Source organism: Streptomyces sp. NPDC059037 (genome assembly GCF_042740015.1).
In the GTDB taxonomy this organism is placed as follows: domain Bacteria; phylum Actinomycetota; class Actinomycetes; order Streptomycetales; family Streptomycetaceae; genus Streptomyces.
The window spans coordinates 1-25892 of record NZ_JBHYIG010000097.1; the positions used below are offsets into that span (position 1 = coordinate 1).

The 25892-nt window shown below is 72.5% G+C and carries 23 protein-coding genes and 1 pseudogene; 3 read left to right on the plus strand and 21 right to left on the minus strand.

What is annotated here, in order from left to right:
* Window positions 1-143 precede the first annotated feature (143 nt).
* Both ACFWY6_RS20905 and ACFWY6_RS20910 read right to left on the minus strand, forming a co-directional pair.
* Window positions 144-1121 carry a PAC2 family protein gene (locus ACFWY6_RS20905; protein WP_384692392.1) on the minus strand — a complete coding sequence of 326 codons (978 nt, stop codon included), beginning with the start codon at window positions 1119-1121 and terminating at the stop codon, window positions 144-146.
* Window positions 1122-1287: 166 nt separating this feature from the next.
* On the minus strand, window positions 1288-1959 hold the full coding sequence (locus tag ACFWY6_RS20910) for a FadR/GntR family transcriptional regulator (RefSeq protein WP_249590945.1): 672 nt from the start codon (window positions 1957-1959) through the stop codon (window positions 1288-1290).
* Window positions 1960-2153: 194 nt separating this feature from the next.
* On the opposite strand from ACFWY6_RS20910, the gene ACFWY6_RS20915 reads away from it, so the two are divergent.
* Window positions 2154-2696, plus strand: a complete 543-nt coding sequence (locus ACFWY6_RS20915) for a MarR family winged helix-turn-helix transcriptional regulator (RefSeq protein WP_384692396.1) — start codon at window positions 2154-2156, stop codon at window positions 2694-2696.
* On the opposite strand, the gene ACFWY6_RS20920 is transcribed toward ACFWY6_RS20915, so the two are convergent.
* From ACFWY6_RS20920 to ACFWY6_RS20970, 11 genes are all read right to left on the minus strand, one after another.
* Window positions 2678-3706 carry a Rieske 2Fe-2S domain-containing protein gene (locus ACFWY6_RS20920; RefSeq protein ID WP_384692399.1) on the minus strand — a complete coding sequence of 343 codons (1029 nt, stop codon included), beginning with the start codon at window positions 3704-3706 and terminating at the stop codon, window positions 2678-2680. The two genes, ACFWY6_RS20915 and ACFWY6_RS20920, sit on opposite strands and share 19 nt — an antisense overlap.
* 5 nt (window positions 3707-3711) lie before the next feature.
* Window positions 3712-3936 carry a recombinase-like helix-turn-helix domain-containing protein gene (locus ACFWY6_RS20925; protein WP_384692402.1) on the minus strand — a complete coding sequence of 75 codons (225 nt, stop codon included), beginning with the start codon at window positions 3934-3936 and terminating at the stop codon, window positions 3712-3714.
* Window positions 3937-3964: 28 nt separating this feature from the next.
* The gene (locus tag ACFWY6_RS20930) at window positions 3965-4903 is read right to left on the minus strand and encodes a PDR/VanB family oxidoreductase (protein ID WP_384692405.1); all 939 of its coding nucleotides are present in this window, start codon (window positions 4901-4903) and stop codon (window positions 3965-3967) included.
* 13 nt (window positions 4904-4916) lie between these two features.
* Complete coding sequence (locus tag ACFWY6_RS20935; RefSeq protein WP_384692463.1) at window positions 4917-7547, minus strand: thiamine pyrophosphate-binding protein; 2631 nt, start codon at window positions 7545-7547, stop codon at window positions 4917-4919.
* Window positions 7548-7567: 20 nt separating this feature from the next.
* The gene (locus ACFWY6_RS20940) at window positions 7568-8353 is read right to left on the minus strand and encodes an SDR family oxidoreductase (protein WP_384692408.1); all 786 of its coding nucleotides are present in this window, start codon (window positions 8351-8353) and stop codon (window positions 7568-7570) included.
* A gap of 82 nt (window positions 8354-8435) precedes the next feature.
* Window positions 8436-9176: an SDR family oxidoreductase gene (locus ACFWY6_RS20945; RefSeq protein ID WP_384692410.1), complete on the minus strand. Its 741-nt coding sequence runs from the start codon at window positions 9174-9176 to the stop codon at window positions 8436-8438.
* On the minus strand, window positions 9169-9690 hold the full coding sequence (locus ACFWY6_RS20950; RefSeq protein ID WP_344529664.1) for a cupin domain-containing protein: 522 nt from the start codon (window positions 9688-9690) through the stop codon (window positions 9169-9171). The genes ACFWY6_RS20945 and ACFWY6_RS20950 overlap by 8 nt, the downstream gene beginning before the upstream one ends.
* 10 nt (window positions 9691-9700) lie before the next feature.
* Window positions 9701-10540, minus strand: coding sequence for an alpha/beta fold hydrolase (locus tag ACFWY6_RS20955; RefSeq protein WP_384692414.1), 840 nt, complete (start codon window positions 10538-10540; stop codon window positions 9701-9703).
* Window positions 10537-11334 carry an aspartate dehydrogenase domain-containing protein gene (locus ACFWY6_RS20960; RefSeq protein ID WP_384692417.1) on the minus strand — a complete coding sequence of 266 codons (798 nt, stop codon included), beginning with the start codon at window positions 11332-11334 and terminating at the stop codon, window positions 10537-10539. The genes ACFWY6_RS20955 and ACFWY6_RS20960 overlap by 4 nt, the downstream gene beginning before the upstream one ends.
* Entirely contained in the window at window positions 11331-12269 is a 939-nt protein-coding gene (locus ACFWY6_RS20965) for a VOC family protein (RefSeq protein ID WP_384692420.1), read from the minus strand. The genes ACFWY6_RS20960 and ACFWY6_RS20965 overlap by 4 nt, the downstream gene beginning before the upstream one ends.
* 80 nt (window positions 12270-12349) lie before the next feature.
* Complete coding sequence (locus ACFWY6_RS20970; protein ID WP_384692422.1) at window positions 12350-13837, minus strand: aldehyde dehydrogenase family protein; 1488 nt, start codon at window positions 13835-13837, stop codon at window positions 12350-12352.
* A gap of 313 nt (window positions 13838-14150) precedes the next feature.
* Here ACFWY6_RS20970 and ACFWY6_RS20975 point away from each other — a divergent pair, with 313 nt between their 5' ends.
* Complete coding sequence (locus tag ACFWY6_RS20975; RefSeq protein WP_384692425.1) at window positions 14151-15533, plus strand: MFS transporter; 1383 nt, start codon at window positions 14151-14153, stop codon at window positions 15531-15533.
* Window positions 15534-15592: 59 nt separating this feature from the next.
* Here the strand turns inward: ACFWY6_RS20975 and ACFWY6_RS20980 are convergent, their stop codons facing one another.
* From ACFWY6_RS20980 to ACFWY6_RS21015, 8 genes and pseudogenes are all read right to left on the minus strand, one after another.
* Window positions 15593-16345 carry a ferredoxin reductase gene (locus ACFWY6_RS20980; protein WP_384692427.1) on the minus strand — a complete coding sequence of 251 codons (753 nt, stop codon included), beginning with the start codon at window positions 16343-16345 and terminating at the stop codon, window positions 15593-15595.
* Window positions 16338-16967: a sulfite oxidase-like oxidoreductase gene (locus tag ACFWY6_RS20985; protein WP_384692430.1), complete on the minus strand. Its 630-nt coding sequence runs from the start codon at window positions 16965-16967 to the stop codon at window positions 16338-16340. Before ACFWY6_RS20985 ends, ACFWY6_RS20980 begins: the two co-directional genes overlap by 8 nt.
* Entirely contained in the window at window positions 16964-18337 is a 1374-nt protein-coding gene (locus ACFWY6_RS20990; RefSeq protein WP_384692433.1) for an amidohydrolase, read from the minus strand. The genes ACFWY6_RS20985 and ACFWY6_RS20990 overlap by 4 nt, the downstream gene beginning before the upstream one ends.
* Before the next feature lie 48 nt (window positions 18338-18385).
* A complete protein-coding gene (locus ACFWY6_RS20995; RefSeq protein ID WP_384692436.1) occupies window positions 18386-19159 on the minus strand; it encodes a purine-nucleoside phosphorylase in 774 nt (257 codons plus the stop codon).
* Window positions 19156-20103, minus strand: a complete 948-nt coding sequence (locus tag ACFWY6_RS21000) for an ABC transporter permease (RefSeq protein WP_384692438.1) — start codon at window positions 20101-20103, stop codon at window positions 19156-19158. The genes ACFWY6_RS20995 and ACFWY6_RS21000 overlap by 4 nt, the downstream gene beginning before the upstream one ends.
* A complete protein-coding gene (locus ACFWY6_RS21005; RefSeq protein ID WP_384692441.1) occupies window positions 20100-21197 on the minus strand; it encodes an ABC transporter permease in 1098 nt (365 codons plus the stop codon). Before ACFWY6_RS21005 ends, ACFWY6_RS21000 begins: the two co-directional genes overlap by 4 nt.
* A 610-nt stretch (window positions 21198-21807) precedes the next feature.
* Window positions 21808-23313, minus strand: a pseudogene (locus ACFWY6_RS21010) (ABC transporter ATP-binding protein); the annotation flags it as partial.
* Entirely contained in the window at window positions 23297-24343 is a 1047-nt protein-coding gene (locus tag ACFWY6_RS21015; protein ID WP_384692443.1) for a BMP family ABC transporter substrate-binding protein, read from the minus strand. The gene ACFWY6_RS21015 and the pseudogene ACFWY6_RS21010, both read right to left, overlap by 17 nt.
* 350 nt (window positions 24344-24693) lie before the next feature.
* On the opposite strand from ACFWY6_RS21015, the gene mtnA reads away from it, so the two are divergent.
* Window positions 24694-25755: an S-methyl-5-thioribose-1-phosphate isomerase gene (gene mtnA / locus ACFWY6_RS21020; protein WP_384692445.1), complete on the plus strand. Its 1062-nt coding sequence runs from the start codon at window positions 24694-24696 to the stop codon at window positions 25753-25755.
* Window positions 25756-25892: the final 137 nt, after the last annotated feature.

Here is a 25892-nt window from a genome sequence, read left to right on the forward strand (position 1 = left end):
TTTATAAAACAGGGGGCGGGGGCTCGCCGGTAAATTGCGGCCGTTGGGCTTGCTCCGGGGCCGCCCGGCCACTGGTGGGCCACCCGGGGGGGGGGGCATCCTTCAGGATGCCGCCCCGCGCTCGTTCAGTCCTCGTGCCCTCGTCAGTCCTCGGAGGAATCAGAGGGTCCGGGTTCCTCGCCGGTGCCGCTGGTGCCGCCGGTGCCGCCGCTGTCCTCGTCCGTCCCCGGCCGCTGCTGAGGCTTCGGCGGCCGGGTGCGCTCACCCGGCGTCGGACCGCCGCCGTCGCGCCGCCGCAGATAGCGCTCGAACTCGCGGGCGATGGCCTCGCCGGACGCCTCCGGCAGCTCGGCCGTGTCCCTGGCCTCCTCGAGCGACTGGACGTACTCGGCGACCTCGCTGTCCTCGGCCGCGAGCTGGTCCACGCCCACCTGCCAGGCGCGGGCGTCCTCGGCGAGGTCGCCCAGCGGGATCCGCAGGTCGATGAGGTCCTCCAGGCGGTTCAGGAGCGCGAGCGTGGCCTTCGGGTTCGGCGGCTGCGACACGTAGTGCGGCACCGCGGCCCAGAGGCTGACCGCCGGGACGCCCGCGTGCGTGCACGCCTCCTGGAGGATGCCGACGATGCCCGTCGGGCCCTCGTACTTCGTCTCCTCCAGGTCCATGGTCCGTGCCAGGTCCGGGTCGGAGGTGACGCCGCTGACCGGCACCGGGCGGGTGTGCGGGGTGTCGCCGAGCAGCGCGCCCATGATCACCACCAGCTCCACGCCCAGCTCGTGGGCGAAGCCCAGGATCTCGTTGCAGAACGACCGCCAGCGCATCGACGGCTCGATCCCGCGCACCAGGACGAGGTCGCGCGGCTTGTCGCCGCCCACGCGGACCACCGAGAGCCGGGTCGTCGGCCAGGTGATCTTGCGAACGCCGCCCTCCAGGAAGACCGTGGGGCGGTTGACCTGGAAGTCGTAGTAGTCCTCGGCGTCCAGCGCCGCGAAGACCTCGCCCTTCCACTCCTTGTCGAGATGCGCGACCGCGGTGGAGGCGGCGTCGCCGGCGTCGTTCCAGCCCTCGAACGCGGCCACCATGACCGGGTCGACCAGCTCGGGTACCCCCTCGAGCTCGATCACCCAGGCCTCCTTCCGACGTCCTTTACGTACGCCCCAACCTTACGGCGTCCGCCGGGGCCCTCCGCAGCCCCCTTATGGCCGCTCGGTGACCGGATCACTGCCCCGCCGGAGGGCCGCGCACTCCCTCGGCGCCGGGTGCTTTACAGCGTCGAGGCGCGGTGCCGAGTCACAGCGTCGAGCGCAGCCACTGCTCCACGCTCGCGATGTGCACCGTCGCCCACGACCTGGCCGCCTCCGCGTCGCGGTCCCGCAGTGCGGTGAGGATCGCCCGGTGCTCGTGCAGGGTGCGGCTGACGGCGTCCTCCTGGGTGAGGCCGCGCCAGATGCGGGCCCGGGTGGTGGGACCGGAGAGACCGTCGAGGAGCGAGCAGAGCACCGAGTTGCCGGACGACTGCACGATGCCGCGGTGGAACTCCAGGTCGCAGGCGACCAGTTCCTCCACCGAAGGCGCCGCGCCGAGGGCGTCCAACTGGGAGGTCAGCACGTCCAGTTCGGCCTCGGTGATGTGGACGCTGGCCATGGCCGTGGCCGCCGGCTCCAGGATGCGGCGCACCGCGAGGAACTCCAGGACCGTGTCGTCGCGGTGGAAGTCGACGACGAAGCTCAGTGCTTCGAGCAGCAGTTGCGGATCCAGGCTGGTGACGTAGGTGCCGTCGCCCTGTCGTACGTCGAGGATGCGGATCAGGGAGAGCGCGCGCACCGCCTCGCGCAGTGAGTTGCGCGAAAGGCCCAGGTCGGCGGCGAGTTCGCTCTCCTTGGGCAGCCGGTCGCCGGGGCGCAACGCGCCGGAGACGATCATGCCCTTGATCTTTTCGATGGCTTCGTCGGTGACAGCCATGGGGACCTCGCCTCACAAGACAGAAGACATCCGATGTATCGGACGATTATGGCGTGTCCTGGGGCCCTTGCGCACGGGGGTCAGGCGAATACGTATATCTCTCAGGGCTAAGATTTCCGTACTGACGTCCGCACTGACGTCCGCACTGACGTTCCGTACTGACCGCGGGACGGGCGAGAGGGAGGCTACGGCACATGGCCGTGAAGAAGTCGGCGGGGGCCCACCAGGACGCGGTCGCGTCCATCATCGAGGACTGGGCCAGGGAGCGGCCCGAGCTCGACACCTCGCCCCTGGAGGTGCTCGCCCGGCTGCACCGCACGTTCCTGCGCTACAACACCAGGCTCACCACCGCGATCGAGCGGCACGGCCTCGCGGTCGCCGGATTCGACGTACTGACCGCGCTGCGCAGGGCCGGGGCGCCCTACCGGCTCACCGCGGGACAGCTCGCGGACTCCGGGCTCGTCTCGTCGGCCGGGGTGACGCTGCGCATCGACCGTCTGGAGAAGGACGGCCTGATCGTGCGGGAGCGGGACGCCGACGACCGCCGCGTGGTCTACTCGCGGCTCACGGACGAGGGCCTCGCCAAGATCGACGAGGTGTTCGCCGAGCATCTCGACAACGAACGCCGGATGCTCGGCGGACTCTCCCCTGCCGAGTGCCGCCAGCTGGCCCGTCTGATGTCCAAGCTGGAGCGGTCGATCACGGACTCCGACGGACCTCACGAAGCAGAGGCCTGAGCCTCCGCCTCCGCGCGGTACATCCGGCGCAGCCGCACCAAGCCCAGGTCGTGCTGGTAGAGGTTCTCGCGCTGGTCCGCGTCGGCGGGCATCGCCTCCAGCATCACCCGGTCCTGCTCAAGGACCTGCCAGTGGCGCTCCTCGATGAGGGTCTTGTAGAGGAAGCGCCAGGTGTCGCGCTGCCAGCCCTGGACGCGGCGGTAGCGCCAGAAGAAGACGCCGGTGCGGTTCTCGTCGACCGGGCAGACCATGCCGACGATGCCGAACGGGCCGCCGGGCCCCGCCGACGGCGGGTACGGGATGGTCAGGTCCACCCAGTCGACACCGGTGCGGCACAGCTCGACCCAGTCGAAGTTGACGCCCCGCTGGTCGGTCTTCTCGAAGAAGTAGCCGCGGTCCGTCTCCCGGATGCGGAACTTGGCGGTGGTGTCGCCGTCGTACATGGTGTGCGACTCATGGTGGAGGAACGCGCCGTGCATCGGGTCGAGGAGGTTCTCCACCGCGAACCGCCACGGGCCGTTCCACTCCGCGTAGCAGAGGAACGCGTCGACGTCCGGGTCGGTGAGCGGATCCGGCAGCGTCAGCTCGGCCGGCTCCGGGTGCCGCTCGTCGCCGAAGTAGGCGAGGATCGCGCCGCCGGTCTCCCGCACGGGCAGCGACGTGACGAGCTTCTTGCCCTCCAGGTTGCAGCCGGGCAGGCCCGGTACGGAGGAGACCGTGCCGTCGGTCTCGACCTCCACGCCGTGGTACCAGCAGGCCACCCGGTCGCCGAGGTGCTTCCCGAGCGACAGGGGAGCCCCGCGGTGCGGGCAGCGGTCCGCGAGCATCGACAGGGTGCCGTCCGAGCGGCGGAAGAGCAGCCACTGCTCGCCGAGGGCGGTGACCTTGCGCATCGCGCCGGGGGCGACGAAGTCCGAGGGGACGACGGGGTGCCACTGGTTGCGCAGACCGGTGGCGTAGATGTGGTCCGCGGAAGCGGCGGGGCCGACGCGGGGGGTCGGGGTGGTCATCGGGGTCACGCTCCCAGTCGGTTCATCTCGGCACGGAAGGATTCCTCGGTCCACGGGGCGCCGTCCGGCGCGTGGACCTGACGGGCGTTCAAGCCCCGTACGACATCGGCGAGTTCGTGCCCGTCCTTGGTGAAGACCTCTTCGAGGGTGGCGGCGAGCTTGTACTCGTACGGGGTCGGCTCGTGGGTACGGGACTGGTGGACGTCCAGGTACGGCCAGGTGGTGGTCACGGGTGCCTCCAGGGGGGATCTACAGGTCTTACAGGTCGAGGACGAGGCGGCGGCCCGACGCGCAGCGCGAGACGCAGATCATCATCGAGGCGTTCGTCGCGTGCTCGGCGTCGCTGAGCAGGAAGTCGCGGTGGTCGGGTGTGCCTTCGAGCACGCGGGTCTCGCAGCTGCCGCAGATGCCTTCCTGGCAGGAGCTGCTGACGTTGAGGCCCGCGTCCTCGGCGGCCCGCAGGATCGAGGTGCCGGCGCCGACGGAGAGCGTGAGCCCGGACGCCCGGCACTCCACCTCGAACGCGGAGTCGTCCCCGGCCCGCTCCACGACGGGCGCGGCGAACCGCTCCACGCGCAGCCGCTCGGCCGGGCAGGCCGCCTCCACGGCGGCGAGCAGCGGCTCCGGGCCGCAGCAGTACACGAGCGTGCCTTCGGTACAGCCGTCGAGCGCCGCGGCGAGGTCGATGTGTCCGTGCTCGTCCTGCGGGACGAAGGTCAAGTCGCCGTTCAGTGCGCCCAGTTCATCGGTGAACGCCATGGAGTCGCGGTTGCGTCCGCCGTACACCATGCGCCAGTCGGCTCCGCGCCGCGCCGCCTCGCGGGCCATCGCCAGGAGGGGGGTGACGCCGATGCCGCCCGCGATGAACAGATAGCCCGGCGCGTCGTCGAGGGGGAAGTGGTTGCGCGGTTCGGACACCGTCACCGTCTGGCCGGGCCGCAGCGTGGTGTGCATGTGCCGTGAACCGCCGCGCGACGTCGGCTCGTTGAGGACGCCGATGCGGTACGCCGACACGTTCCGCGGGTCGCCGCAGAGGCTGTACTGGCGTATGTGGCCGCCGGTGTGGACGTCGAGGTGCGCGCCGGGGGTCCACGCGGGCAGCGGCTTGCCGTCCGGGTGGGCGAGCTCGACGGAGAGTACTCCGTCCGCCTCCCAGGTCATCCGGCGCACCAGCAGCGTCAGTTCGCTCTCATTCATGGCAGGGACCTCCTCACTGGCCGGGGATCTTGACGGGCGGGGTGAACGGGTTCTTCATCGGGCCGAGCCGGGCCAGGTCGACCTCGACGAGGGCCGGGCCGTCGGAGGAGACGGCATGGCTGATGACGGGCTCCGCATGCTCCTCGGCGGCGATCCGCGCGTACGCCAACCCGCAGGCCTGGGCGAGGAGTTCGAAGTCGGGCGTGGCGAGGTCCACGCCGGAGCGGCGCTCGCTGTAGCGGTCCTGCATGTTGCGGAGCACGCCGTACCCGCCGTCGTTGAAGACGATCAGGGTGAGCCGGGGCCGCTCCTGGGCGAGCGTGAGGAGCTCCCCGAGGTGGACGGCGAGTCCGCCGTCGCCGGCGAGGACGACGGTGGGCGCGTCGGTCCTGGCGAGCGCCGCGCCGATGCCCATGCCGAGCCCCTGCCCGATGCCGCCGCCGCGCGGGAAGACGTTGTCGCGCGGGTCGTACATCTCCAGGAGCCGGTTGCCCCAGCTGCTGGACGGAATGGTCACATCGCGGGCGACGACGGCCTCGCGGGGCAGCGCGGCCCGGATGGCGTCGCAGATCGCGGCCTGCGGGCCGATGTTGTCGTGCAGGGTGGCGCGGACGTCCCCGCGGACCTCGGTGATACGTCGCGTCCAGCTCTCCTCGGCCCGTCGCGCGTGCGGCAGCAGGGCCGCGAGCACGTCGGGCGCGTGACCGTGCAGAGGGTGCCGCGCCGGGTACACACGGCCGAGGGCGGCGGCGTCGATGTCGATCTGGATGTGCGCGGCGGGCAGTTCAAGGCTGTAGTCGGCGGTCTCGTTGGACCGGAAGTGCGTGCCGATGGTCAGCAGCAGGTCCGCGTCCGCGAGGAGGGACCGGGCGGCGGGGGTGGTGGCGAAGTTCCCGATCACCTGCGGGTGGTCCTCGGGCACGGAGCCCCGCCCGGAGTTGGAGCTGAGCAGCCCCGCCCCGGTGGCGTCGAGCAGCGCGCCCAGCTCGGCACGGGCCCGCGTGGCTCCGCCACCGGCCCAGATGAGGGGGCGCCGGGCGGCGGCCAAGAGGGCCTGGGCGGCGGCGAGTTCACCCTCGGCGGGAAGCGGGCGGCTGGCTCGCGGGGCTGCGAACGGCGAAGGCGCGGCGGCCGACCTGCGGTCGGCGGGTGCCGGAAGCGGCGAGTCCGCAGGGTCGGAGATTCCGACGGGGCCCCCGGCGGGGGTGGGCCCGGGCGGTGTGGGGAAACCGGTGGTTTCCCGGCGCGCGGGCGTCGCGAGGGCCGGATCCGTGACCTGGAGCGTCTCGGCGGCGCCGGCGGGTTCTTCTTCCGGCCGCACGGGAGCTGACGCGGGCAGGTGGCCGACCGGCCTGCGCGGCGGGGCGGCGTCTGCCGGGCCGGGGGGATTCGGGTCCGCCGGGCCGGTCGGATTTGCGTGCGCCGGGCCGGTCGGGTCTGTGCCTGCCGGGTCGGTCGGGTCTGTGTCTGCCGGGCTGGTCGGATTCGCGCCTGCCGGGCACGCGTCTGCCGGGTCGGTCGGGCTCGCGTCCGCCGGGCTGGCCGGATTTGCGTGCGCCGGGCTGGTCGGGTCTGTGCCTGCCGGGCTGGTTGGATTCGCGCCTGCCGGGCCCGCGTGCGCCGAGCCGGTCGGACTGGCGCCTGCCGGGCCCGCGCCCGCCGAGCCGGTCAGACTCGCGTCTGCCGGGCTGGTCGGGTTCGCGCCTGCCGGGCCGGTCGGGCCTGTGCCTGCCGGGTCGGTCGGGCCCGCGTCCGCCGGGCTGGTCGGACTGGCGCCTGCCGGGCCCGCGCCCGCCGAGCCGGTCAGACTCGCGTCTGCCGGGCTGGTTGGATTCGCGTCTGCCGGGCTGGTCGGATTTGCGTGCGCCCGGCCGGTCGGGTCTGTGTCTGCCGGGCTGGTCGGATTCGCGTGCGCCGAGCCTGCCGGGCCTGTGCCTGCCGGGCTGGTCGGACTCGCGTCTGCCGGGCCCTCGTCCGCCAAGCCGGTCGGACTCGCGCCTGCCGGGCACGCGTCCGCCGCGCCTGCCGGGCCCGCGTCCGCCGAGCCTGCCGGACTCACGCCCGCCGACCCTGCCGGACTCACGCCCGCCGACCCCGCCGGGCCCGTATCCGCTGAGCCCTCCGCATCCGTCTGCGCCGCGTACTGCAGATCGACCGGCCACTCCACGCTCGCCGGGCCGCCCGGATCCGTCAGTGTCGCGCGGGCCGCCTCGCGCAGGATGCGGCCCGCGTCGTCCGCCGACGGGACGGAAGCCGCGTACGCGGAGACCGCGCGCAACATGCCGAGCTGGTCCTTGGTCTCGTGGATGAAGCCGCGGCCGCTGCCGAGGAACTCGCTCTCCACCTGGCCGGTGATGTGCAGCACGGACGTGCCCGAGCTCAGCGCCTCGACCAGCGAGCCCGCCGCGTTGCCCGCGCCCGTGCCCGTCGAGGTGAGCGCGCAGCCAAGGGAGCCGCGGGCCCGGCCGTAGGCGTCGGCCGCGTTCACCGCGGTCGCCTCGTGGCGGACCGGGACGAACCGCAGCTCCCGGTCGACCGCCTCGACCAGCGGCAGATTGTGCACGCTGACGATGCCGAACACCGTGTCGACGCCGAGTTCGCGCAGGACGGCGACGAGGAGATCGCCTCCGGTGGCGTAGTGCATGGGTCGCATGGTTGAGCTCCTCAGAGGATGGAGCGGCCGACGCCGCCGCAGACGTCGATGCTGGTGCCGGTGGTGTACGAGGCGCGGGGCGAGAGCAGCGTGACGATCGCGTACGCGACCTCCTCCGCCCGCCCTAGCCGGCCGAGCGCGATCCCGCGGTCGGCGGCCAGCTCCGCCTGCCAGTCCTCGTAGGAGAGGCCGGAGTCGGCGGCCGCGTGGCGCCGCGTCCACTGGCCGGTGTCGATGAGGCCCAGGCAGACCGAGTTGACGCGGATGCCCTCGGGGGCGAGCTCCACCGACAGGGACTTGGAGAGGTTGAGGATGCCCGCGCGGGCCGCGCTCGTGGTGATCAGACGCGGCTCGGGCTGCTTGGCCAGGACCGCGTTGACGTTCACGACGCTCGCCGCGCCGGACGCCGCGAGGTACGGGCGCGCCGCGTGCAGGGGGTTCAGGACCCCGGCGAACTTCAGGTCCAGCTCGTCGCGCCAGTCGTCGGCGGTCGACTCGTCCAGACCTTTCATACGGGACTGCCCCGCGTTGTTCACGAGCCCGTCGATCGCGCCGAAGGTGTCCGCCGCGTGCCGCGTGAACTCCCGTACGGCGTCCGCGTCCCGTACGTCGCACACCCCCGTGAGCAGCCGGTCGCCGCCGCCCAGCGAGGCCGCGGCCTTGCCGAGCCGCTCGGCGTCACGCCCGCAGGTGGCGACCCGCGCGCCCTCGTCGAGCAGGGCGCGGACCGTGGCCAGGCCGACGCCCGAGCTGCCGCCGGTGACCAGGACGGTCCGGTCGGCGAGGCCCAGATCCATGATTCATCGCTCCTGTACGTCAGTTGAGTCGGTGCAGTCGGTGCAGTCGGTGCAGTCGGTGCAGTCAGTGCAGTCGGTTCGGTCAGTGCATGGTGAAGCCGCCGTTGACGGCGACCACTTGTCCGGTGAGATAGCGGGACTCCTCGCAGAGGAGGAAGGAGACGAGCCCGACCAGGTCGTCCGGCTGCTGCGGGCGCGAGATCGCCCGGTTGCCCCGGTAGAGCGCGTGCCGCTCGGCCGGTACCGTCTCGGTCGCCTCGACCTCGGTGAGCCCGGGCGCCACCGCGTTCACGGTGATCCCCTTGTCGCCGAGTTCGCGCGCCATGGCCCGCGTCAGCGCGATGACCGCGCCCTTGGAGGCGATGTAGTGCGCGAGACGGGGCGATCCGTAGAGCGCCGCGTCGGACGCGATGTTCACAATCCGGCCGGGGGAGCCGAAGAGCGGGTGGAGGGCCTTGGCGACCAGCCAGGGGCCGCGTGCGTTGACCGCCATCAGGCGGTCCCACACCTCGACGTCGATGTCCTGGAACTCCTTGCCGCCCACCCCGTTGGCGAGCGCCGCGTTGTTGACCAGGCCGTACAGCGGGCCCAAGTTCCGTACGGAATCGGCTAGTTCGTCGACCGATGCCGGGTCCGCCACGTCGCAGCGTACGAAGTGGGCGTCGAGGCCGTCGGCACGCAGCCCGGCGGCCGCGTGCGCGCCCCGCTCGCCGTCCACCTCCGCGACGACGACCCGGAAGCCGTCCTCGCCCGCCCGGCGGGCCATGGCCAGCCCCAGGCCACGGCCCGCCCCAGTGACGACGACCGTACGGAAGTCAGTCACGGGTGACGCCGTGCATCGGCGAGTGCTCGGGATAGGTCGGCACCTGCGGCTTCTGCGTGCCGATGACGACGCAGAACAGGGCGTCGGTGTCGCCCTCGTTCTTGAGGGAGCGGGCCACACCGGCCGGCACGACGATCATGTCGCGGTAGCCGAGCGTGCGGTACTCCACCTCGTCGGCGCCGCGGTGGATGCCGACCTTGACCTGGCCCTCCAGGACGAAGAACGCCTCCTCGACGTCGTGATGGGTGTGCTCGGGGCCCTCCGCGCCGGGCGGAAGCAGCATGTTGGAGAAGGTGAAGCCGCCGGACGGCAGGATGCGGCTGTCGTTCTCGTGGTTGCCGGTCGCGCCGGAGCCGACGTAACGGATCTGCCCGCGGCGGTACTGCGGGCCCGCCTTCTCCTGGAAGGAGAGGGTGCTGAAGTCCGCGACGCGGGACTCCTTGGTGGCGATCAGCGAGTCGGTGTACTTGCCGAGGTCGCCGCCGTTGTCGTACTCGGTGGTGGTCAGAGGCATGAGAAGGCTCCTACTCGGTGATGTGGGCTTGCCCAGCGGCCTGGGCTTGCTCGGGGATACGGGCGGTGATGTGGAGGTGGGAGAGCACCCAGGCGTTGAAGGCCCCGGGCCGCTCCTGGTTGGCCAGGTGACCGGCGTCCTTGACGATCACGTAGGCGGTCTTGTGCAGGGACCCGGTGATGACCTGCGAGGCCTCGACGCCGGTGACCCGGTCCTGGTCGCCGCAGAGGACGAGGGCGGGCGCGGTGATCCGGGGGATCTCGGCGCGCAGGTCGGCCGCGGCCATGGACTCGGCGGCGTACCCGTATCCGGGCAGGCGCACCGACGCGGCCATGGTGTCGACGACCCGCCGTACCAGCTCGGGCGGCGCGTCCGGTGAGACGAGCCGGGGCCCGCGCCGCTCGGCGAACGCCCGCGGGCCGAGCTCCGCGAGCTCGGCGGCCCGCTGCCGCATGCCGTCGGCCTTCGCCGGATCGGTCCCGGAACCGGCACTGGAGTCCGCGACGATCAGCGAGTCGACCAGCTCGGGGTGGCGGGCGGCAAGACGCAGCGCGATCACGCCGCCCCACGAGACGCCGAGCACATGGGCGCTCGCCCCGCGCTCGCGGATCACCTCGGCCGCCGCGTCGGCAAAGCCGTCCAGGTCCAACGGCCCTTCGGGATCGGGCGACTTGGCGTATCCGGGAGCATCCCAGGCCACCACCCGCACATACGCGGACAGCTCGGCGAGCTGCGGTGCGAAGGCGGCGGACGACGAACCGATGCCGTGCAGGCACAGCAGCAGCGGACCGCCGGAACCCGCCTCCTCGACATGCACGGGCACGGGCGCGCGCACGGGCACGGCCGTCACAGGATCTGCCCCGTACGCCCGGCGAGCGCGGCGAGGCTGCGCAGGACCGCGTACGGCACGACCTGGCTGGTCGCCGGGTTGCCCGGGTCCGGCAGATGCGCCACCTCGAAGCGGTACGCCCCCTGCGGGCCCGACGCCTCGACGACGTGCCGCGTGTGGTGGGCGCCGGGGTCGGCGACGACCCGGACCCGCACAGCGTCCGGGTCGCCGACGGCCAGCGCGACCGACGCCGCGACGTTCGTCGACTTGGGGAACTTCACCGGGACGTCGCGCGCGGTCCCGGACATCACCTCGACCGGACCGGTCGCCGTCCGCATGCGGGACAGCAACTCATCGTCCATCCACGGCTGTTCGAGCGTGGACGGCAGCTTGGTGGTGGTGAGGGCGACCTCGTCGAGCGGGCCGATGGAGCGCACCGCCTGGAGCAGATCGAGACCGCCGACCGCGCCCCCGGTGAAGTACACGCGGCCGGGACCGGCCGCCAGGAGCCGTTTCGAGAGCTCCTCGTCGGTGAGCGCGCCGGTCGAGGCGACCAGCAGATCGGTCCCGGAGGCGAGCACGCGCTCGCCCCATTCGCGTACGACACCCTGGCCCGCCGCCTCGACGATCAGATCGCAGCGCTCCAGGGCCGTCTCGAACGAGACCTGCGGGGCGGGCGCGCTCTCGCCGAGCGGACGGTTGTCGACGAGACAGGTCAACTCGGCGCCGGGCACGCGCTGTTCGGCGAGCGCGATGCCGACGACCCGGCCGATCGCGCCCCAGCCGACGATGCCGACCTTGCGTACGCGCGTCATGCCTGAACCTCCGGTTTCTTGTGGGCGCAGAGCGGGCCGGGGTCGGGCGACCCCGCCATGTGGCGGCGGATCTCCTTGGAGGGCGGCCCGGCCGTCCCCCACAGGTCGGAAAGGTCCGGAACGCGCCGCCAGACCCGTGCGATCCACTGGTCCTCGACGATCTGCGCGACCTCGGACGTGTACTCGCAGACGAGCCCGGAGGGATCGGCGAAGTAGGAGAAGGTGTTGTTGCCGGGGCCGTGCCGGCCCGGGCCCCACTGCGGGACGACGCCGTGGTGCCGCAGCCGGCCGAGGCCCCGCATGAAGTGGTCGACCGAACTCATCTCGTACGCCACGTGGTTGAGGGAGACCCACTCCGCCTGGTTGAAGGCGATGCAGTGGTGGTCGGCGTTGCAGCGCAGGAATGCCATCTGGTGCTCGGACCAGTCGGAGACGCGCAGGCCGAGGACGTCGCGGTAGAAGGCCACCGAGGCGTCGATGTCCGTGGTGTTGAGGACCGCGTGCGTGACACCGACCGGCACGGCGCCGTCCCGGCCGCGCGGGGCGACCGCCTCGACCTCCGCGCTGATCTCGATGAGCCGGTGCTCGTGGTCGGTGAAGCGCAGGCCGTAGCCGCCGCCGACCGGGTCGAGCGGTCCTGGCCCTGCGACCGGTGTGATGCCGCGCGCGAGCAGCCGCCGCGCCGCCTCGTCGACCTCGGCGGGCGTGGCCACCGCGAAGGAGATCCGGCCCAGGCCCGTGCGGTCGGCGCGGGTCAGCTGGAGTGCGTGGTGCTCGGCGCCGGTGCCGCGCAGCCAGGCGGCCGTGCCGCGCTCGGACTCGACGGTCTCCAGACCCCAGACCTCCTGGTAGAAGTCGGCGGCCTCGGTGAAGGAGGGGGTGAGCAGTTCGACGGAGCGCAGGGCCCGCAGGCGCGCGATCGGGGGTTGAGGCATGGCCTTCTCCAGAGGTACAGAGGTACAGAGGTACAGAGGTACAGATGTACGGAGGTACGAGGATCAGTTGGCCCAGAGGGTCAGTCGGCCCAGGGGAGCGGCGCGTCCGAGACGCCCCAGTACAGGGACTTCTGGCGCTGGTAGGCGCGGATGCCGTCGCGGCCCTTCTCCCGACCTAGGCCGCTCTCCTTCATGCCGCCGAAGGGCGTGGCGATGCTGAACTGCTTGTAGGTGTTGACCCAGACGGTGCCCGCGTCGACGCGGCGCGCGATCCGCCAGGCGGCCCGGTGGTCGCGGGTCCAGATGCCGCAGGCCAGGCCGTAGACACTGGAGTTGGCCTGTCGTACGAGGTCGTCCTCGTCGTCGAAGGGCAGTGCGACGAGGACGGGTCCGAAGATCTCCTCCTGGCAGGTGCGGGAGGAGTTGGGAAGACCGTCGATGACGGTGGGCAGGTAGTACGCACCGTCGCGGTACTCGGCACCCTCCGGAACCGCCCCGCCGCACAGCACCCTCGCGCCTTCCGAGCGCGCGAGATCGACGTACGCGGCGACCGAGCCCCGGTGCTTGTGGTGCACGAGCGGCGCGACCTGGGTGTCGGGGGCGGTGCCGGGGCCGACCCGCAACTTCCGCACCCGCTCGACCAGTTCACCGACGAACTCGGCGTAGATCTCACGCGCCACGAAGAGCCGTGACCCGGCGATGCAGGACTGCCCGCTGGAGGAGAACACCCCGAACATCACCCCGGCCAGGGCCTGTTCGACATCTGCGTCGGCGAGGACGACCGTCGGCGACTTGCCGCCCAGCTCCAGCGAGACCGGCATCAGCTTCTCGGCGGCCGCGTGGGCGATCGTGCGGCCCGTGCTCGTGCCGCCGGTGAAGGCGACCTTGCCGACCCGCGGATCGCGCACGATCGCGTCGCCGACGACGCTGCCGCGCCCCGGCAGGACCGACAACAGGCCTGCGGGCAGGCCGAGTTCAGCGAGCACACCGGAGATGATCCGGCCGAGCGAGAGCGAGACGAGCGGGGTCCACTCGGCGGGCTTGAGCAGCACCGCGTTGCCGCCCGCGAGCGCCGGGGCGAGCTTCTGGGCGTCGCTGGCGACGGGGGAGTTCCAGGGGTTGACCGCGCCGACCACACCGATGGGCTCGTACACGCTCATCGTCACGTAGTCGCCGCGCGATGGCGTGATGGCCTCCTCCGCCGTCTCAAGGGCGGCCGCCGTGTAGCGGAAGGTCGCAGCGGCGCTGGCCACCAGGGCGCGGGTCTCGGTGAGCGCCTTGCCGGTGTCGGCGGTCTGCAGAGCGGCGAGTTCTTCGGCCGACTCCTCGTTCAACTCGGCTATGCGGTGCAGCAGTTGGGCGCGCTGATGGGGCAGGAGCCGGCGCCACCGCGGGTCGGCGGCGGCCCGTGCCGCCCCTTGCGCGGCCTCGGCCACCTCGTCGGGGGAGACCGCGTGCACGGTGGCGAGCGTGCGGCCCGTCGCCGGGTCGACGGTGTCGGCCGGGGCGCCCGAACCGCGCCGCCACCGGCCCGCTATGAGGGCTTCGTCGGCTGGGATGCGGGGCATGGGGGCCTCCTGGCGCGCTGGATCCGATCCGGGGTGGACCGCGGGGTGTTCTGCGGTGGGCTCCGGATGCTCTTCGGTAAGCGCTAGAAATCTAAGGGCTTAAATATCTGGAGCGCAAGACCCAATCCGTGACCGCTCCTCGATGATTTCCCCCGTGGAAGCCCTTGACGGGCTCCGGTGTCCTGACGGTACAACTTAAGCGCTTAGAAACTTTGCGCTTACTTGCTCCTCGACTCGGGTTTCCCCAGACTTCGCAGCCGGAGCGTCCCCCTGCTCGTCCCCGCCCCCGCCCCCTCAGCAGCGGAGTACCCGCATGACGATCGACGCTTCCCCGGACCATGCGGTCCGGGCCGCCATAGCCGCCCGCTTCGAACGGCTTCCCCTGTGCCGCTGGCACGTCACCGTCCGGCTCATCGTGGGCGCGGTCACCTTCTTCGAGGCCTTCGACCAGCTCCTGATCGCCTACGCCCTGCCGGGGCTGCGGCAGGAGTGGGACCTCAGCACCTCCGCAGCGACCCTGCTGCTCACCGTCGGCTCCATCGGCATGCTGGTCGGGGCGCTGCTCTCGGGGCGGCTAGCGGACCGGATCGGCCGGGTGAAGGTCATCGCGCTGTGCATCGCGCTGTCCAGCGCCGCCAACCTGGCCCTGTCCCTGGCCACCTCGCCCGAGATGTTCATGGGCCTGCGCTTCATCCAGGGCCTGGCGATCGGCGGCGAGGTGCCGGTGGCGGCGACCTTCATCGCCGAGATCACCCGCAGCCACCAACGCGGCCGCTTCGTCCTCCTCTACGAGCTGGTGTTCCCGGCGGGCCTGACCGTGGGCGCGCTCGTCGCCGCCTGGGTGGTGCCGATTCTCGGCTGGCGCTGGATGTACGCCCTGGCCGCGCTCCCGGGGCTGCTCTGCATCCTCGTACAGCGCAAGGTCCCCGAGTCGCCGCGGTGGCTCGCCGACCACGGCAGGGCACAGGAGGCCGCCGATGTGATGAGCGGGATCGAGGCCGAGGTCGAACGGGTGACGGGGAAGCCGCTGCCGCCGCCCGCACCCGAGCCGCTTCCGGACGTGGCGCCGGGGGAGGGGGAGCGAGGGCTGCGAGGCCTGTTCACCGGACGCTACCGGCGGCGCACCCTCGTGATCGGCGTCCTCTGGTTCACCGGCTACTTCGTGAACTACGGCATCACGTCCTGGCTCCCCACGATCTACCAGAACCGCTACGGCCTCTCCCTCTCGGACGCGCTCCTCTACTCCACGGTCACGTCCTGCGCGGGGCTGCTCGGCTGCCTCGTCGCGGCGCTGACCGTCGACAGGGCGGGGCGCCGGCGGGTCATCACCGGGTGTCTGGGCGGGGCTGCGGCGATGCTGCTGGTCCTCGCGTTCCTGGGGGCGGGCACGCCGCTGCAGGTCCTGGCGTGGACCTCGCTCGCCGCGGTCTTCTTCTTCGGGTCCAACATCTGCCTGTACCTGTACACGCCGGAGCTCTTTCCCACGCGGATGCGGGCGCTGGGGAGCAGTGTGGGCGGGGCGATGAACCGTCTGGGGGTCATCCTGGGGCCGATTGTGGTGGGGGCGGTGTACGCGGGCGGTCGTGTGTCGACGGTGTTCGTGGTGCTGGGGGCGGTCGCGGTCGTGGGGGCGGTGGTCGCCGCGCTCGGGGCCGAGGAGACCGCGGGGCGGCGCTTGGAGGAGGTCTCGCCGTAGGGCGGGGAAGTATCAGCCCGTCGAGGTGATCGACGGTGCGCAGAACCCCGGTGGAGCCCTCAGCCGAACCGCTCGATGCGGACCCGGTCCACCGGCTGGCCCGCGGCCACCAGCAGGCGCGACGCGTGCTCCGCGAAACCGTTCGAGCCGCAGATGTACGCCTCCCAGCCGCCCTCGGGCAGCGAGGACGGGGAAAGCAGCGGGGCCAGGTGCCCCGCTGCCAGGCGGCCCTCCGTACCCGTGAGGATCACCCGCGTCTCGTCCCCGTACTCGTCCGCGTAGATGAGATCCGCCGGCGTACGGGCGGAGACCAGGAGCCGCAGCGGGACGCTCGGCCCCGCCTTCCGCCAGTGCCGCAGCATCGACATCAGGGGGACCACCCCGGAGCCTGCCCCCAGGAGCAGCGCCGGCCGGTCTCCAGGCCAGGCGAAGAAGCCGGACAGCGGGCCCCGCACCTCGACGGTGTCGCCGACGCGGGCCACCGTGTGGAGGTGCCCTGACACCTCGCCGCCCGGTACATGGTCCAGGGTCAGTTCGATCTCGCCGGACGCCTCCGCGTCCTGAGGAGCGGACGCGATCGAGTAGTGGCGCTGGGCGACATAGCCGTCCGGAGCCGTCAGGCGCAGCATCAGGTGCTGGCCCGGCAGATGCCCCTGCCAGTCGGGCACCTTGAGGCGGAACGTCGAGGCGGCGGGCGTCTCCCGGCGGATCTCGACGACCGTCGCCCGCTGCCAGACGGCAGCCGCGCGATTGCTCACCGCGATCCTGCCGGGCACGGCGAACCGCGTGGGGGGTACGAAGGTGTCAGTCACCGGAGTAGCGCTCCTCCCGCCAGGGATTGCCCCGGTGGTGATAGCCGTTCTGTTCCCAGAAGCCCGGCTCGTCGTGGTCGAGGAGCCGCAGCCCCGCGATCCACTTCGCGCTCTTCCAGAAGTAGAGGTGCGGGACGATCAGACGGGCGGGGCCGCCGTGCTCGGGCGGCAGGGGCCCGTCCCCGTACTCCCAGACGATCCAGGCCTTGCCGTCCGTGACGTCGGACAGGGGGAGGTTCGTGGTGTAGCCGGTGTGCGAGTACGCGACGACGTGCGTGGCCCCGGGGCGCGGCCCCGCGGCGGCCAGGAACGCGTCGAGGCCCACCCCGCCGAAGCGCACCCCGAACTTGGACCAGCTGGTCACGCAGTGGATGTCCCCGCGGTACTCGGACGCGGGCAGCGCGTGCGCCTCGTCCCACGTCCAGGTGCGGGGCGATGCGACGAGGCCGTCGACGCGGAACGTCCAGTCATCGGGCGTCAGCTCGGGCGTCACCTCGGCGGACAGGACGGGCCAGCCGTCGGCCGCGTCGTACTGGCCGGGCGGCAGACGCGGATCGCGGTCGGCGGCGCGGGCGCGGCCGGTGAAGCCGCGGGTGGGCTCGAAGGCCGTTTCGGAGGTCATACGGTGCTTGCCACTTCGGAGGTGCTGATCGGTGCGGTGGATGCCGCCGCGTCCCGCAGGGCGCTGATGGCGTGCTGTTCGTCCACGGTTTCCAGCGTACGGTCGCGCATCAGGACCCGGCCGTCGACGACCGTGTCGCGGACGTCGCAGGACGCGGCGCTGTAGGCCAGCATCGACCACGGGTCGTGCCGGGGCGTGAGGTGCGGCCGGGAGAGGTCAAGGACGATCAGGTCCGCGCGCTTGCCGGATTCGAGCGAGCCGAGCTGGTCGGCGAGGCCCAGCGCCCGCGCCGACTCGATGGTCGCCATGCGGACCGCCTGCTCGGCGCCGACCGCCGTCGGGTCGCCGCCCGCCTTGTGCACGAGCGCCGCGAGGTTCACCGCGCCGAGCAGATCGAGGGTGTTGGAGCTCACCGCGCCGTCCGTGCCGAGGCCCACCGTGACGCCCGCGTCGAGGAGGTCGGGGACGCGGGCTATCCCGCAGCCCAGCTTCAGGTTCGACACCGGGCAGTGCGCGACCGCCGTGCCGGTGCGGGCGATGGCCGCTATCTCCGCGTCGGTGAGGTCGACGGCGTGCGCGAGCAGCGTGTCGGGGCCGAGCACGCCGAGCGATTCGAGCAGCTCCACGGGGCGCATGCCGTGCTGCTCGACGACGGTCGCCACCTCGCCCGCGTTCTCGGCGGCGTGGATGTGCAGCAGGGCCCCGTGCTCACGGGCGAGTGCGGTGATCGCCGTCAGCTGCTCGGGCACCAGGGTGTACGCGGAGTGCGCGAAGAGCACCGGGCGTGTGCCCGGCGCCGGGGTGCGGGCGGCGAGGTCGGCCGCCGCCCAGCCGATCCTGTCGGCGTAGGCGCGGCCGTCCGGCGGGCCCGGCACGTCCATGAACGTGGGTCCTGTGAGCAGCCGCCACCCGGCGTCGCGGGCCACCGCCTCGGCCGCCTCGTGGAACCAGTACATGTCGAGCGCGGCGGTGACCCCGGCGCGTACTGACTCGGCGATCGCGCCGAGCATCCCCGCCGTGACCGTCTCCGGTGAGAGCCGCTCCGCCTCGGCCGGGATCACCCGGGCCAGAAAGCCCTGCAGCGTGACGTCGTCGGCGATGCCGCGGAACAGCGTCATCGCGAGGTGCGTGTGCGTGTTGATGAGGCCGGGAAGGACGAGACAGCCCTCGGCGTCCAGCTCATCGGCCGCCTCGTACGTGGCCCGCAGCCGCTCCGCCGGGCCGACCTCGACGATCTTCCCGTCGCGTACGGCGACCGCGCCGTCCGTCACGACGGTGCCCGACGGGTCGACGGTGAGTACGTCGCCGCCGTGGACCAGGAGATCGACGGAGCCGCCCCGGTCCTGGGCCGGCAGGTCAGTGGGGTGCATCGGTTCCGTTCTCCGTGGTCTTCGTCGGCCTGGGGGCGGGGGCGCGGCTCAGTGGTCGGCGCCGGCCAGCAGGCGCAGCGCGTCCAAGGTTATCCGGGCGCCCCGGTCGACTCCCTCGGCGACCACGTCGCGGTGCGGGTTGTAGCCACCTGTCGAAAAGGGGGCCTCCTCGTCGACCAGCTCGTCGGCGTTGGCGCCGTCCACGACGAGCGCGCCGCCCGCGACCAGGCCGTGCGTGGCGGCGAAGACGAGCAGCGCCGAGAGCTCCATCTCGATGGCGGCGATCCCGGCCGCCGCGTACGCCTCGCCGGGCAGCGGCAGGAAGCCCGGCTGGAACGCGGCCCGCGTCCACACCACGCCCCGGTGGTACGGCGCGCCGGCCGCCCGCGCGGCGCGCTGCAGCGCGATGACCGCCTCCGGGGTCGAGAACGCCGGGTACTCGGCGGGGATCAGCTGCCCCGTCACGCCGTCGTCGCGCACCGCCGCGTCGGCGATGACCAGGTCGCCGTCGCCGATGCCGGGGCGGATCGCGCCCGCCGTGCCGAGCCGCAGGATGGTGGTGACGCCCGCCTCGGCCAGCTCCTGGAAGAGGAGGATCGCCCCCGGTGCGCCGACGCCGTGCGATGCGACCACGACGGGCGTGCCCTGCCAGGTGCCGGTGAAGGTGCGGTACTCGCGGTGGTACGACACCTCCTTCGCGTCGGCGAGGAGGTCGGCGACCGCCGCCGCGCGGGCCGGGTCGCCGACGACGACCGCGCTGGTGGGCAGGCCGGTGCGGGGGACGCGGGTGATGGGCAGTGTGTCGCCGGGCGACGTCGTCATGCGGGTTCTCCTACCGGGGATGCCGGGGGTGGCGGGGATGCCGGGGATGCCGAGGATGGCGGGGATGCCGGGGACTTGCGGCGGCGCCTGCGCGCCGTGGACAGGAAGAGGGCGACCAGCGTCACCACGTACGGAGCCGCGTCGGTCGCCTGCTGCGGCATGCCGAGCCCCTGCAGCCGGAATCCGACGGCCTCCGCGATGCCGAAGAGCAGCCCCGCGAGCAGTACGCCGAGGGGCAGCGCGCGGCCCAGCATCACGGCCACCACAGCGATCCAGCCGCGCCCCGCCGTCATGTTCTCGGAGAACAACGTGACGTTCCCGAGGGCGAGTTGAGCGCCCGCGAGCCCGCACAGGACGCCTGACGTGAGGACGGCGGCGTACTGGTACTTCGCCGGACTGACCCCCAGCGTCGCCGCCGCGTCGGGCGCTTCGCCGACGCCGCGCAGCCGCAGGCCCCACGGGTGGCGGGCGAGGAACACCGCCGCCACGGCGACGGCGGCCCACGACAGATACACGAGGGCGGAGTGCCCGGACAGGACGGCACCCACGAACGGGATGTCGATGCCGCCGAGTCCCGCCAACTCCGGGTCGGAGAAGGTGCCTTGCACGCCGAAGACCGTACGCAGCAGGAATCCGGTGAGGCCGACCGCGAGGAGGTTCAGCGCGACGCCGAGGACGACGGCGTCGCCGCGCAGACTGATCGTCCCGACGGCCAGGATCATCGAGTACGCCGCCGAAGCGAGGGCGGCGAACGCGACACCCAGCCACGCGCTTCCGGTGAACCAGCTGCCCGCGACGCCGCTGAAGCAGCCGACCAGCATCATGCCTTCGAGGCCGATGTTGAAGACGCCGGCCCGCTCGCAGATCGCGCCGCCGAGTGCGGCGAGCAGGATTGGGGTGAGCGCGAGCAGCGCGGAGTGGAACAGGGCGGAGTCGACGCTCATCGCACGCTCACTTCCTTCGCGTCATGCGTGTCGGTGGGCTTCTTCCTTGCGCGCCGCCACGTCAGATTCAGCCGGGCGGCGAGGAAGACGATGACGACGGCCTGGAGGACCTGGGTCAGTTCGCGCGGCACCTCCGTGGTCCGCTCCATGGCGAGCCCGCCCACTTCGAGCGCGGCGAAGAACAGCGCGGCGAGCGCGGTGCCGATGGGCGCGGCGGCGGCGAGCAGGGCGGCGGTGAGGCCGGTCCAGGTGTGCCCGGCGGCGGTGAGCGAACCGTCGATGAAGCGGTACGGGAAGCTGAGCACGCCGATCGCGCCGACCAGGCCCGCGACGGCGCCGGACAGCGCCATCAGACGCAGCGTCAGCTTGGTCCTGTCGACCCCGGCGTACGCGGCGAAACGCGGATTGAGCCCCGTCATGCGGATCTCGTAACCGGCGGCGGTCCGGGCGTCCGTGAAGAGGTACACGGCGGCGGCGACCGCCACGAGCACAAGGCCCACGGTGACGGTCGAAGCCCCGAAGGCGGGCAGCTCCACCCCGTCCGGCAGCCGCCGGGTCTGCGGCAGGCTCGACCCCTCCTCCTTGAGCGGGAAGCGCGCGAGATAGGAGGCGAAGGACATGGCCGGATACCCGAGCAGCAGACTGCTGACCAACAGCGGTACGCCGAACCGGTTCTGGCACACCGCGGCGAGCGCGGCGTACGCGCCGCCGGCCGCCATCCCCGCGAGCAGCGCGGCGACGACGGTGAGCGGCGCGGGCAGCGGCGAGTAGAGCCCCGTGGCGGCGGCCGCGATCCCACCGAGCACCAACTGCCCGTCCCCGCCGAGGTTGAGCAGCCCGGCCCGCATCGGAATGGCGAGCGCGACGGCGAGCCCGATGATGCTGGTCCCGGTGGTCAGCGTGGACCCGATCCCGTCGGGCCCGAGCGCCCCACTGACGACGGATCCGTACGCCCCGATGGGATCGGCCCCGGTCCCGATCAGGAAGAGCGCGCCGACGAGAACGGCGGCGACGACGGAGTGCAGAGCGGGCGCGCGAAGCACACGCGCGCCGAGTGCCCCCAAGGTGCCGGGGGACTGCGTCTCGACGGCCATGTCAGGGGCCCTCCTTCACGGGCGCGGTGTCGTCACTCTCACGCGGAGCGGGGACGACGGAGGGATCGCCATCGGTCCGGCCGCCGGGGGAGACAGCGGCATCGGCCGGGCTGATATCGCCGCCATCATCACGACGCAAGGCAGGAGCCACCTCTGCCGGGACGTTGCTCGGTGGGGCGGCTGCTGCCGAGGCAGTTGCGGCATACGCATCGGCACTGCCCGCCGTCGCGGGCCCGAGCGCCCGCTCGCCCGCGGAAGGCGCCACGTCCGCCGCGGTGTCGCCCGCCGCGTCGGTCGGTGCCGCGATGTCGGAGCCGTCCGCCGGGCTCGCCGTGGGGTGCGCGTCGGCACCGCTTGCCGTGGCGAGCCCGAGTGCTGCGGCGCGCGCGGAGGGTGCTGCTTTCGCCGGGTCGTTGCCCGGCAGGTCCGCTGCCGTCGCGGCGTTGGAGTCGTGCGTCGGGTTCGCCGTGGGGTTCGTGTCGGCACCGCTTGCCTTCGCGAGCCCGAGTGCTGCGGCGCGCGCGGAGGGTGCTGCTTTCGCCGGGGCGTTGTCCGGCAGGTCCGCTGCCGTCGCGGCGTCGGAGTCGTCCGCCGAGCCCGCCGCCGCGTTCGCGTCTGCCCCGCCCGCCATCGCAAGCCCCAGCGTCCGCTCGTCCGCGTCGTCGCGGGCGTACTCCGCTGCCACCCGGCCCTCGTACATCACCAGGACGCGGTCCGAGAGGCCGCGGATCTCGCTGAGTTCGGCGGAGACCAAGAGGATCGCGTGGCCCGCGTCGCGGTGGGCGATCAACTGGTCGTGGATGGTCTGGATGGCGCCGATGTCGACGCCTCGGGTGGGCTGCTCGACGATCAACAGGGGGGCCTCGTGGGCCAGTTCGCGGCCTATGACCAGTTTTTGGAGGTTGCCGCCGGACAGTGAGCCCGCCGTGTGCCGGGACGACCCCGCCTTGATGCCGAAGCGGTCGATCAGGACGCGTGCGTGTTCGCGGAGCCAGGACGGGCGGAGCAGGCCGTGGCCCCGGTGGTGGCCCATGGCCAGGTTCTCCGCGATCGTCGCGGCCGGTGCCGTGCCGACCGCCGTGCGGTCCTCGGGGACGTATGCGAGACCCGCCGCACGGCGGCCCGCGGCCGTCGCCTCGGTGATGTCCTGCCCGGAGAGGGTGACTTGGCCGGCGGTGAGCGGACGCAGGCCCGCGAGCGCCTCGGCCAGTTCGGACTGGCCGTTGCCCGCCACGCCCGCGACGCCGACGATCTCCCCGGCGCGCACGGTGAGCGAGACGTCGTGGACGGCGTCCGTGCTCAGGGCTGTCACAGCAAGGACCTGACCGCCCGGTGTGCCCGACGGGTGCACCCGGTCAAGTTCGACCGCGCGGCCCGTCATCGCCGCCGCGATCCCGTCCGCCGTGGTGTCAGAAGTACGCATCCGCGCCGCCACCCGGCCGTCCCGCAGGACCGTCACCGCGTCGCTGCCCTCCATCACCTCACGCAGCTTGTGGGTGACCAGGAGGACCGTGCGGCCGTCGTCCGCGAGGGAGCGGAGCACCGCGAAGAGCGCGTCGGCCTCCGCCGGGGTCAGCACCGCCGTCGGCTCGTCGAGGATGAGCGTACGGGCGCCCCGGTAAAGGAGTTTGAGGATCTCGACGCGCTGACGCACACCCACCGGCAGCTCCCCGACCTTCGCCGCCGGGTCCACCGCGAGCCCGTGCTCCTTCGCGAGCGCACCCACACGCCGCACCGCCTCCGCCCGGTCCGTCAGACCGAAGCGGCGCGGCTCGGCGGCGTACACGACGTTCTCCGCGACCGTGAAGGAAGGGAACAGCTTGAAGCTCTGGTGCACCATGCCGAGCCCGGCGGCGATCGCCTCGCTCGGCCTTGCGAACGTCACCTCGCGCCCGTCGAGCAGGATCTGCCCGGCGTCCGGCCGCCGGAGGCCGTAGAGCACCGACATCAGCGTCGACTTGCCCGCGCCGTTCTCCCCCATCAGGGCGTGGATCTCACCGCGCGCGACGGTCAGATCCACCCGGTCGTTGGCGAGCGTGCCGGGGAACTCCTTGGTGATCCCGCGGAGTTCGACGGCGGGCGTATCGGCCGTGACGGACTCAGGCCGCGGGGTCATTGACCTTCAGCTTCCCGGCGACGATGTCGTCCCGCAGCGACTCGACGCGCTTGAGCACGTCCTTGTGGCCGGCGATCAGGCACTTGGAGTCCGCGAGCCCCGGCTCGAGCGCCGTCAGCGACATGCCGCCCTCCTTCAGGCCGTACGACACCGTGCTGCCGCCCTTGCCCTTCAGGATCTGCGCGATGCCCTTCTCGACGGCGACATCGGTCTTCTTGAGTACGTTGTCCACGACGTTGCCGGGGCTCGTCAGGCACTGGTTGGCGTCCACGCCGTACGCCTTGAAGCCACCGGACTTCGCCGCCTGGAAGACGCCCGTGTTGCCGCCCGCCGCGGCCGCCATCACCTGGTCGGCCCCGCCCGAACCGAGCGTCGCCGCCTGCTCCTTGGCGCGCGCCGCGTCATTGAACGGCGACTGCCCGCCCACGAACAGCGTGCGCGAAGTGGCCTTCGGCCGGACCTTCTTCGCACCGGCCTCGAACGGCTCGCTGTAGCGCCGGAACTGCGGGGTGTCGAGGACGTCGACGGCGCCCACCTTCTTGCTCTTGGTGAGCAGACCCGCCTCCGCGCCCGCGAGGTACACCGCCTCGTGCTCCCGGAAGACCGCGCAGGTGACGTTCTTGTACGTCTTCTTCGTGCACGCGTCGACGAGCAGGAACTGCTGCTCGGGGTGCGCCTCGGCCTGCTGCGCGGCAAGGTCGGCGAACTCGAAGCCGACCAGGGTGATCACGTCGGGCGCGGAGTCCACGGCCGACTGCACGTTCTGCTGCCGCGAGGACGTGTCGCTGCTCTGGAAGACCTTCGGCGTCCCGGCGCCCTGCGCCTTCGCGGCCGACTTCACACCGGAGACGGCCAGTTTGAGGAACTCGTTCTGGGCCACGGGGTCCGGCGTGACGAGCGTGAACGCCTTGGCGCCCTTGTCGCCGTCGGAGCCGCCCTTGTCGGCGGCGGCGTTGCAGCCGGAGGCGAGGAGGACGGCACCGACGGTGGCGGCGGTGATCCTGAGGGATATGCGCGTGGAGAGGGACATAGGGGAGCGCCTTCTCGAAGGTGCCTGGGAGCCCAGGCGGTGGCGGGGAGCGGACGGTGCGGAGCAGTGTCGCTCAGCGGCGACAGGAGCGACAGCCACGACAGCGGCACATGCGCGGGGCGTCGAAGGACACGGCGGGGCAGCGCATGACGTCCGTGCCGTAGATGGCGTCGTACATGGCTGTCCTCCTCGCACCGTGGGTCGATCCGTCCTGGGTGGCGGTGAGGGTAACACCGGATTTCGGACAGCCGCACGGACGTCTCGAAATATGGTTCGAGCCCTTCGGGTACGGTGACGGCACCCCTCCTCCCATGGCCCCAATCGCCCCTGTTTCCTCGGAGTTGACCACCATGACCAGCCAGGATCTGCGCGCCGTCACGTGGACGGCGGCCGCGGAGGGCGGCGCTGTCCCGTCCCTCTCGCTCATCGACCAGACCGCGCTGCCGCACGCCCTGAACCGCCTCGACGTCACCACCGTCGACGAGCTGATCGACGCCATCGTGCGGCTCGTGGTGCGCGGCGCGCCCGCGATCGGCGCGGCCGGCGGTTACGGCGTCGCGCTCGCCATGGCGCAGGGCGAACGCGAGGGCTGGGACCGTGCGCGCCTTGACGCGGAGGTGGCCCGCGTGCGGGCGGCACGACCCACCGCCGTGAACCTGATGGTCTGCGTGGACCGGGTCGCCCCGCTCATCGACGCGGGTCTGCCGACGGTACTCGCCGAGGCGGACGCGATCGTACGGGAGGACCTGGAGGCGAACCACGCGATGGGCGCGTTCGGCGCCGACTGGCTCCTCAAGCGCGTCCCCGCGGCCGCGGACCGTCCGCTGCGGATCCTCACCCACTGCAACACGGGCGCGCTCGCCACGGCGGGCTGGGGCACGGCGCTCGGCGTCATACGCGAACTCCACGGCCGTGCCCGCCTGGAGACCGTGTACGCCGACGAGACCCGCCCCCTGCTGCAGGGCGCGCGGCTCACCGCGTGGGAGCTGGCGCAGGAGGGGATACCGCACTTCGTGCAGGCGGACGGCGCCGCAGCGGGGACGATCCTGCGGGGTGAGGTGGACGCGGCGATCGTCGGGGCGGACCGGATCGCGGCGAACGGCGACACGGCCAACAAGGTCGGCACGGTGGGGATCGCGCTGGCGTGCGCGCACGCGGGGATCCCGTTCGTGGTGGCAGCGCCGACGACGACGGTCGATCTCGGCACGGCGACGGGTTCGGACATCCACATCGAACTGCGGGGCGAGGACGAGGTGTTGGAGTGGGCGGGCGTCCGCACGGCACCGGCCGGCTCGCGCGGCCACAACCCCGCGTTCGACGTGACCCCGGGTTCGCTGGTGACGGCGCTGGTGACGGAGCGGGGCGTGCTGGAGGTTTCGGCGGGCGAGTTGCCGGTGGGCGGGCTGAGCTAAGAGTGGGTTTCCGCGTCGCCGTACCGCCGCTTCGCGGCGAAAGCTTTTTGGGGCGCCCCCCCCCCCCCCGCCCCCCCGCCCCCCCCCCCCCCCCCCCCCCGGCCCCCACCCCCCCCCCCCAGGAAAACAACGACACC

Bases quoted from the DNA above. Each gene is read 5' to 3' on its own strand.
- ACFWY6_RS20910 (WP_249590945.1), bottom strand. From the start codon at position 1,959: ATGGCTGTCACCGACGAAGCCATCGAAAAGATCAAGGGCATGATCGTC.
- ACFWY6_RS20915 (WP_384692396.1), top strand. From the start codon at position 2,154: ATGGCCGTGAAGAAGTCGGCGGGGGCCCACCAGGACGCGGTCGCGTCC.
- ACFWY6_RS20920 (WP_384692399.1), bottom strand. From the start codon at position 3,706: ATGACCACCCCGACCCCCCGCGTCGGCCCCGCCGCTTCCGCGGACCAC.
- ACFWY6_RS20930 (WP_384692405.1), bottom strand. From the start codon at position 4,903: ATGAATGAGAGCGAACTGACGCTGCTGGTGCGCCGGATGACCTGGGAG.
- ACFWY6_RS20935 (WP_384692463.1), bottom strand. From the start codon at position 7,547: ATGCACTACGCCACCGGAGGCGATCTCCTCGTCGCCGTCCTGCGCGAA.
- ACFWY6_RS20940 (WP_384692408.1), bottom strand. From the start codon at position 8,353: ATGGATCTGGGCCTCGCCGACCGGACCGTCCTGGTCACCGGCGGCAGC.
- ACFWY6_RS20950 (WP_344529664.1), bottom strand. From the start codon at position 9,690: ATGCCTCTGACCACCACCGAGTACGACAACGGCGGCGACCTCGGCAAG.
- ACFWY6_RS20960 (WP_384692417.1), bottom strand. From the start codon at position 11,334: ATGACGCGCGTACGCAAGGTCGGCATCGTCGGCTGGGGCGCGATCGGC.
- ACFWY6_RS20965 (WP_384692420.1), bottom strand. From the start codon at position 12,269: ATGCCTCAACCCCCGATCGCGCGCCTGCGGGCCCTGCGCTCCGTCGAA.
- ACFWY6_RS20970 (WP_384692422.1), bottom strand. From the start codon at position 13,837: ATGCCCCGCATCCCAGCCGACGAAGCCCTCATAGCGGGCCGGTGGCGG.
- ACFWY6_RS20975 (WP_384692425.1), top strand. From the start codon at position 14,151: ATGACGATCGACGCTTCCCCGGACCATGCGGTCCGGGCCGCCATAGCC.
- ACFWY6_RS20985 (WP_384692430.1), bottom strand. From the start codon at position 16,967: ATGACCTCCGAAACGGCCTTCGAGCCCACCCGCGGCTTCACCGGCCGC.
- ACFWY6_RS20990 (WP_384692433.1), bottom strand. From the start codon at position 18,337: ATGCACCCCACTGACCTGCCGGCCCAGGACCGGGGCGGCTCCGTCGAT.
- ACFWY6_RS20995 (WP_384692436.1), bottom strand. From the start codon at position 19,159: ATGACGACGTCGCCCGGCGACACACTGCCCATCACCCGCGTCCCCCGC.
- ACFWY6_RS21000 (WP_384692438.1), bottom strand. From the start codon at position 20,103: ATGAGCGTCGACTCCGCCCTGTTCCACTCCGCGCTGCTCGCGCTCACC.
- ACFWY6_RS21005 (WP_384692441.1), bottom strand. From the start codon at position 21,197: ATGGCCGTCGAGACGCAGTCCCCCGGCACCTTGGGGGCACTCGGCGCG.
- ACFWY6_RS21015 (WP_384692443.1), bottom strand. From the start codon at position 24,343: ATGTCCCTCTCCACGCGCATATCCCTCAGGATCACCGCCGCCACCGTC.
- mtnA (WP_384692445.1), top strand. From the start codon at position 24,694: ATGACCAGCCAGGATCTGCGCGCCGTCACGTGGACGGCGGCCGCGGAG.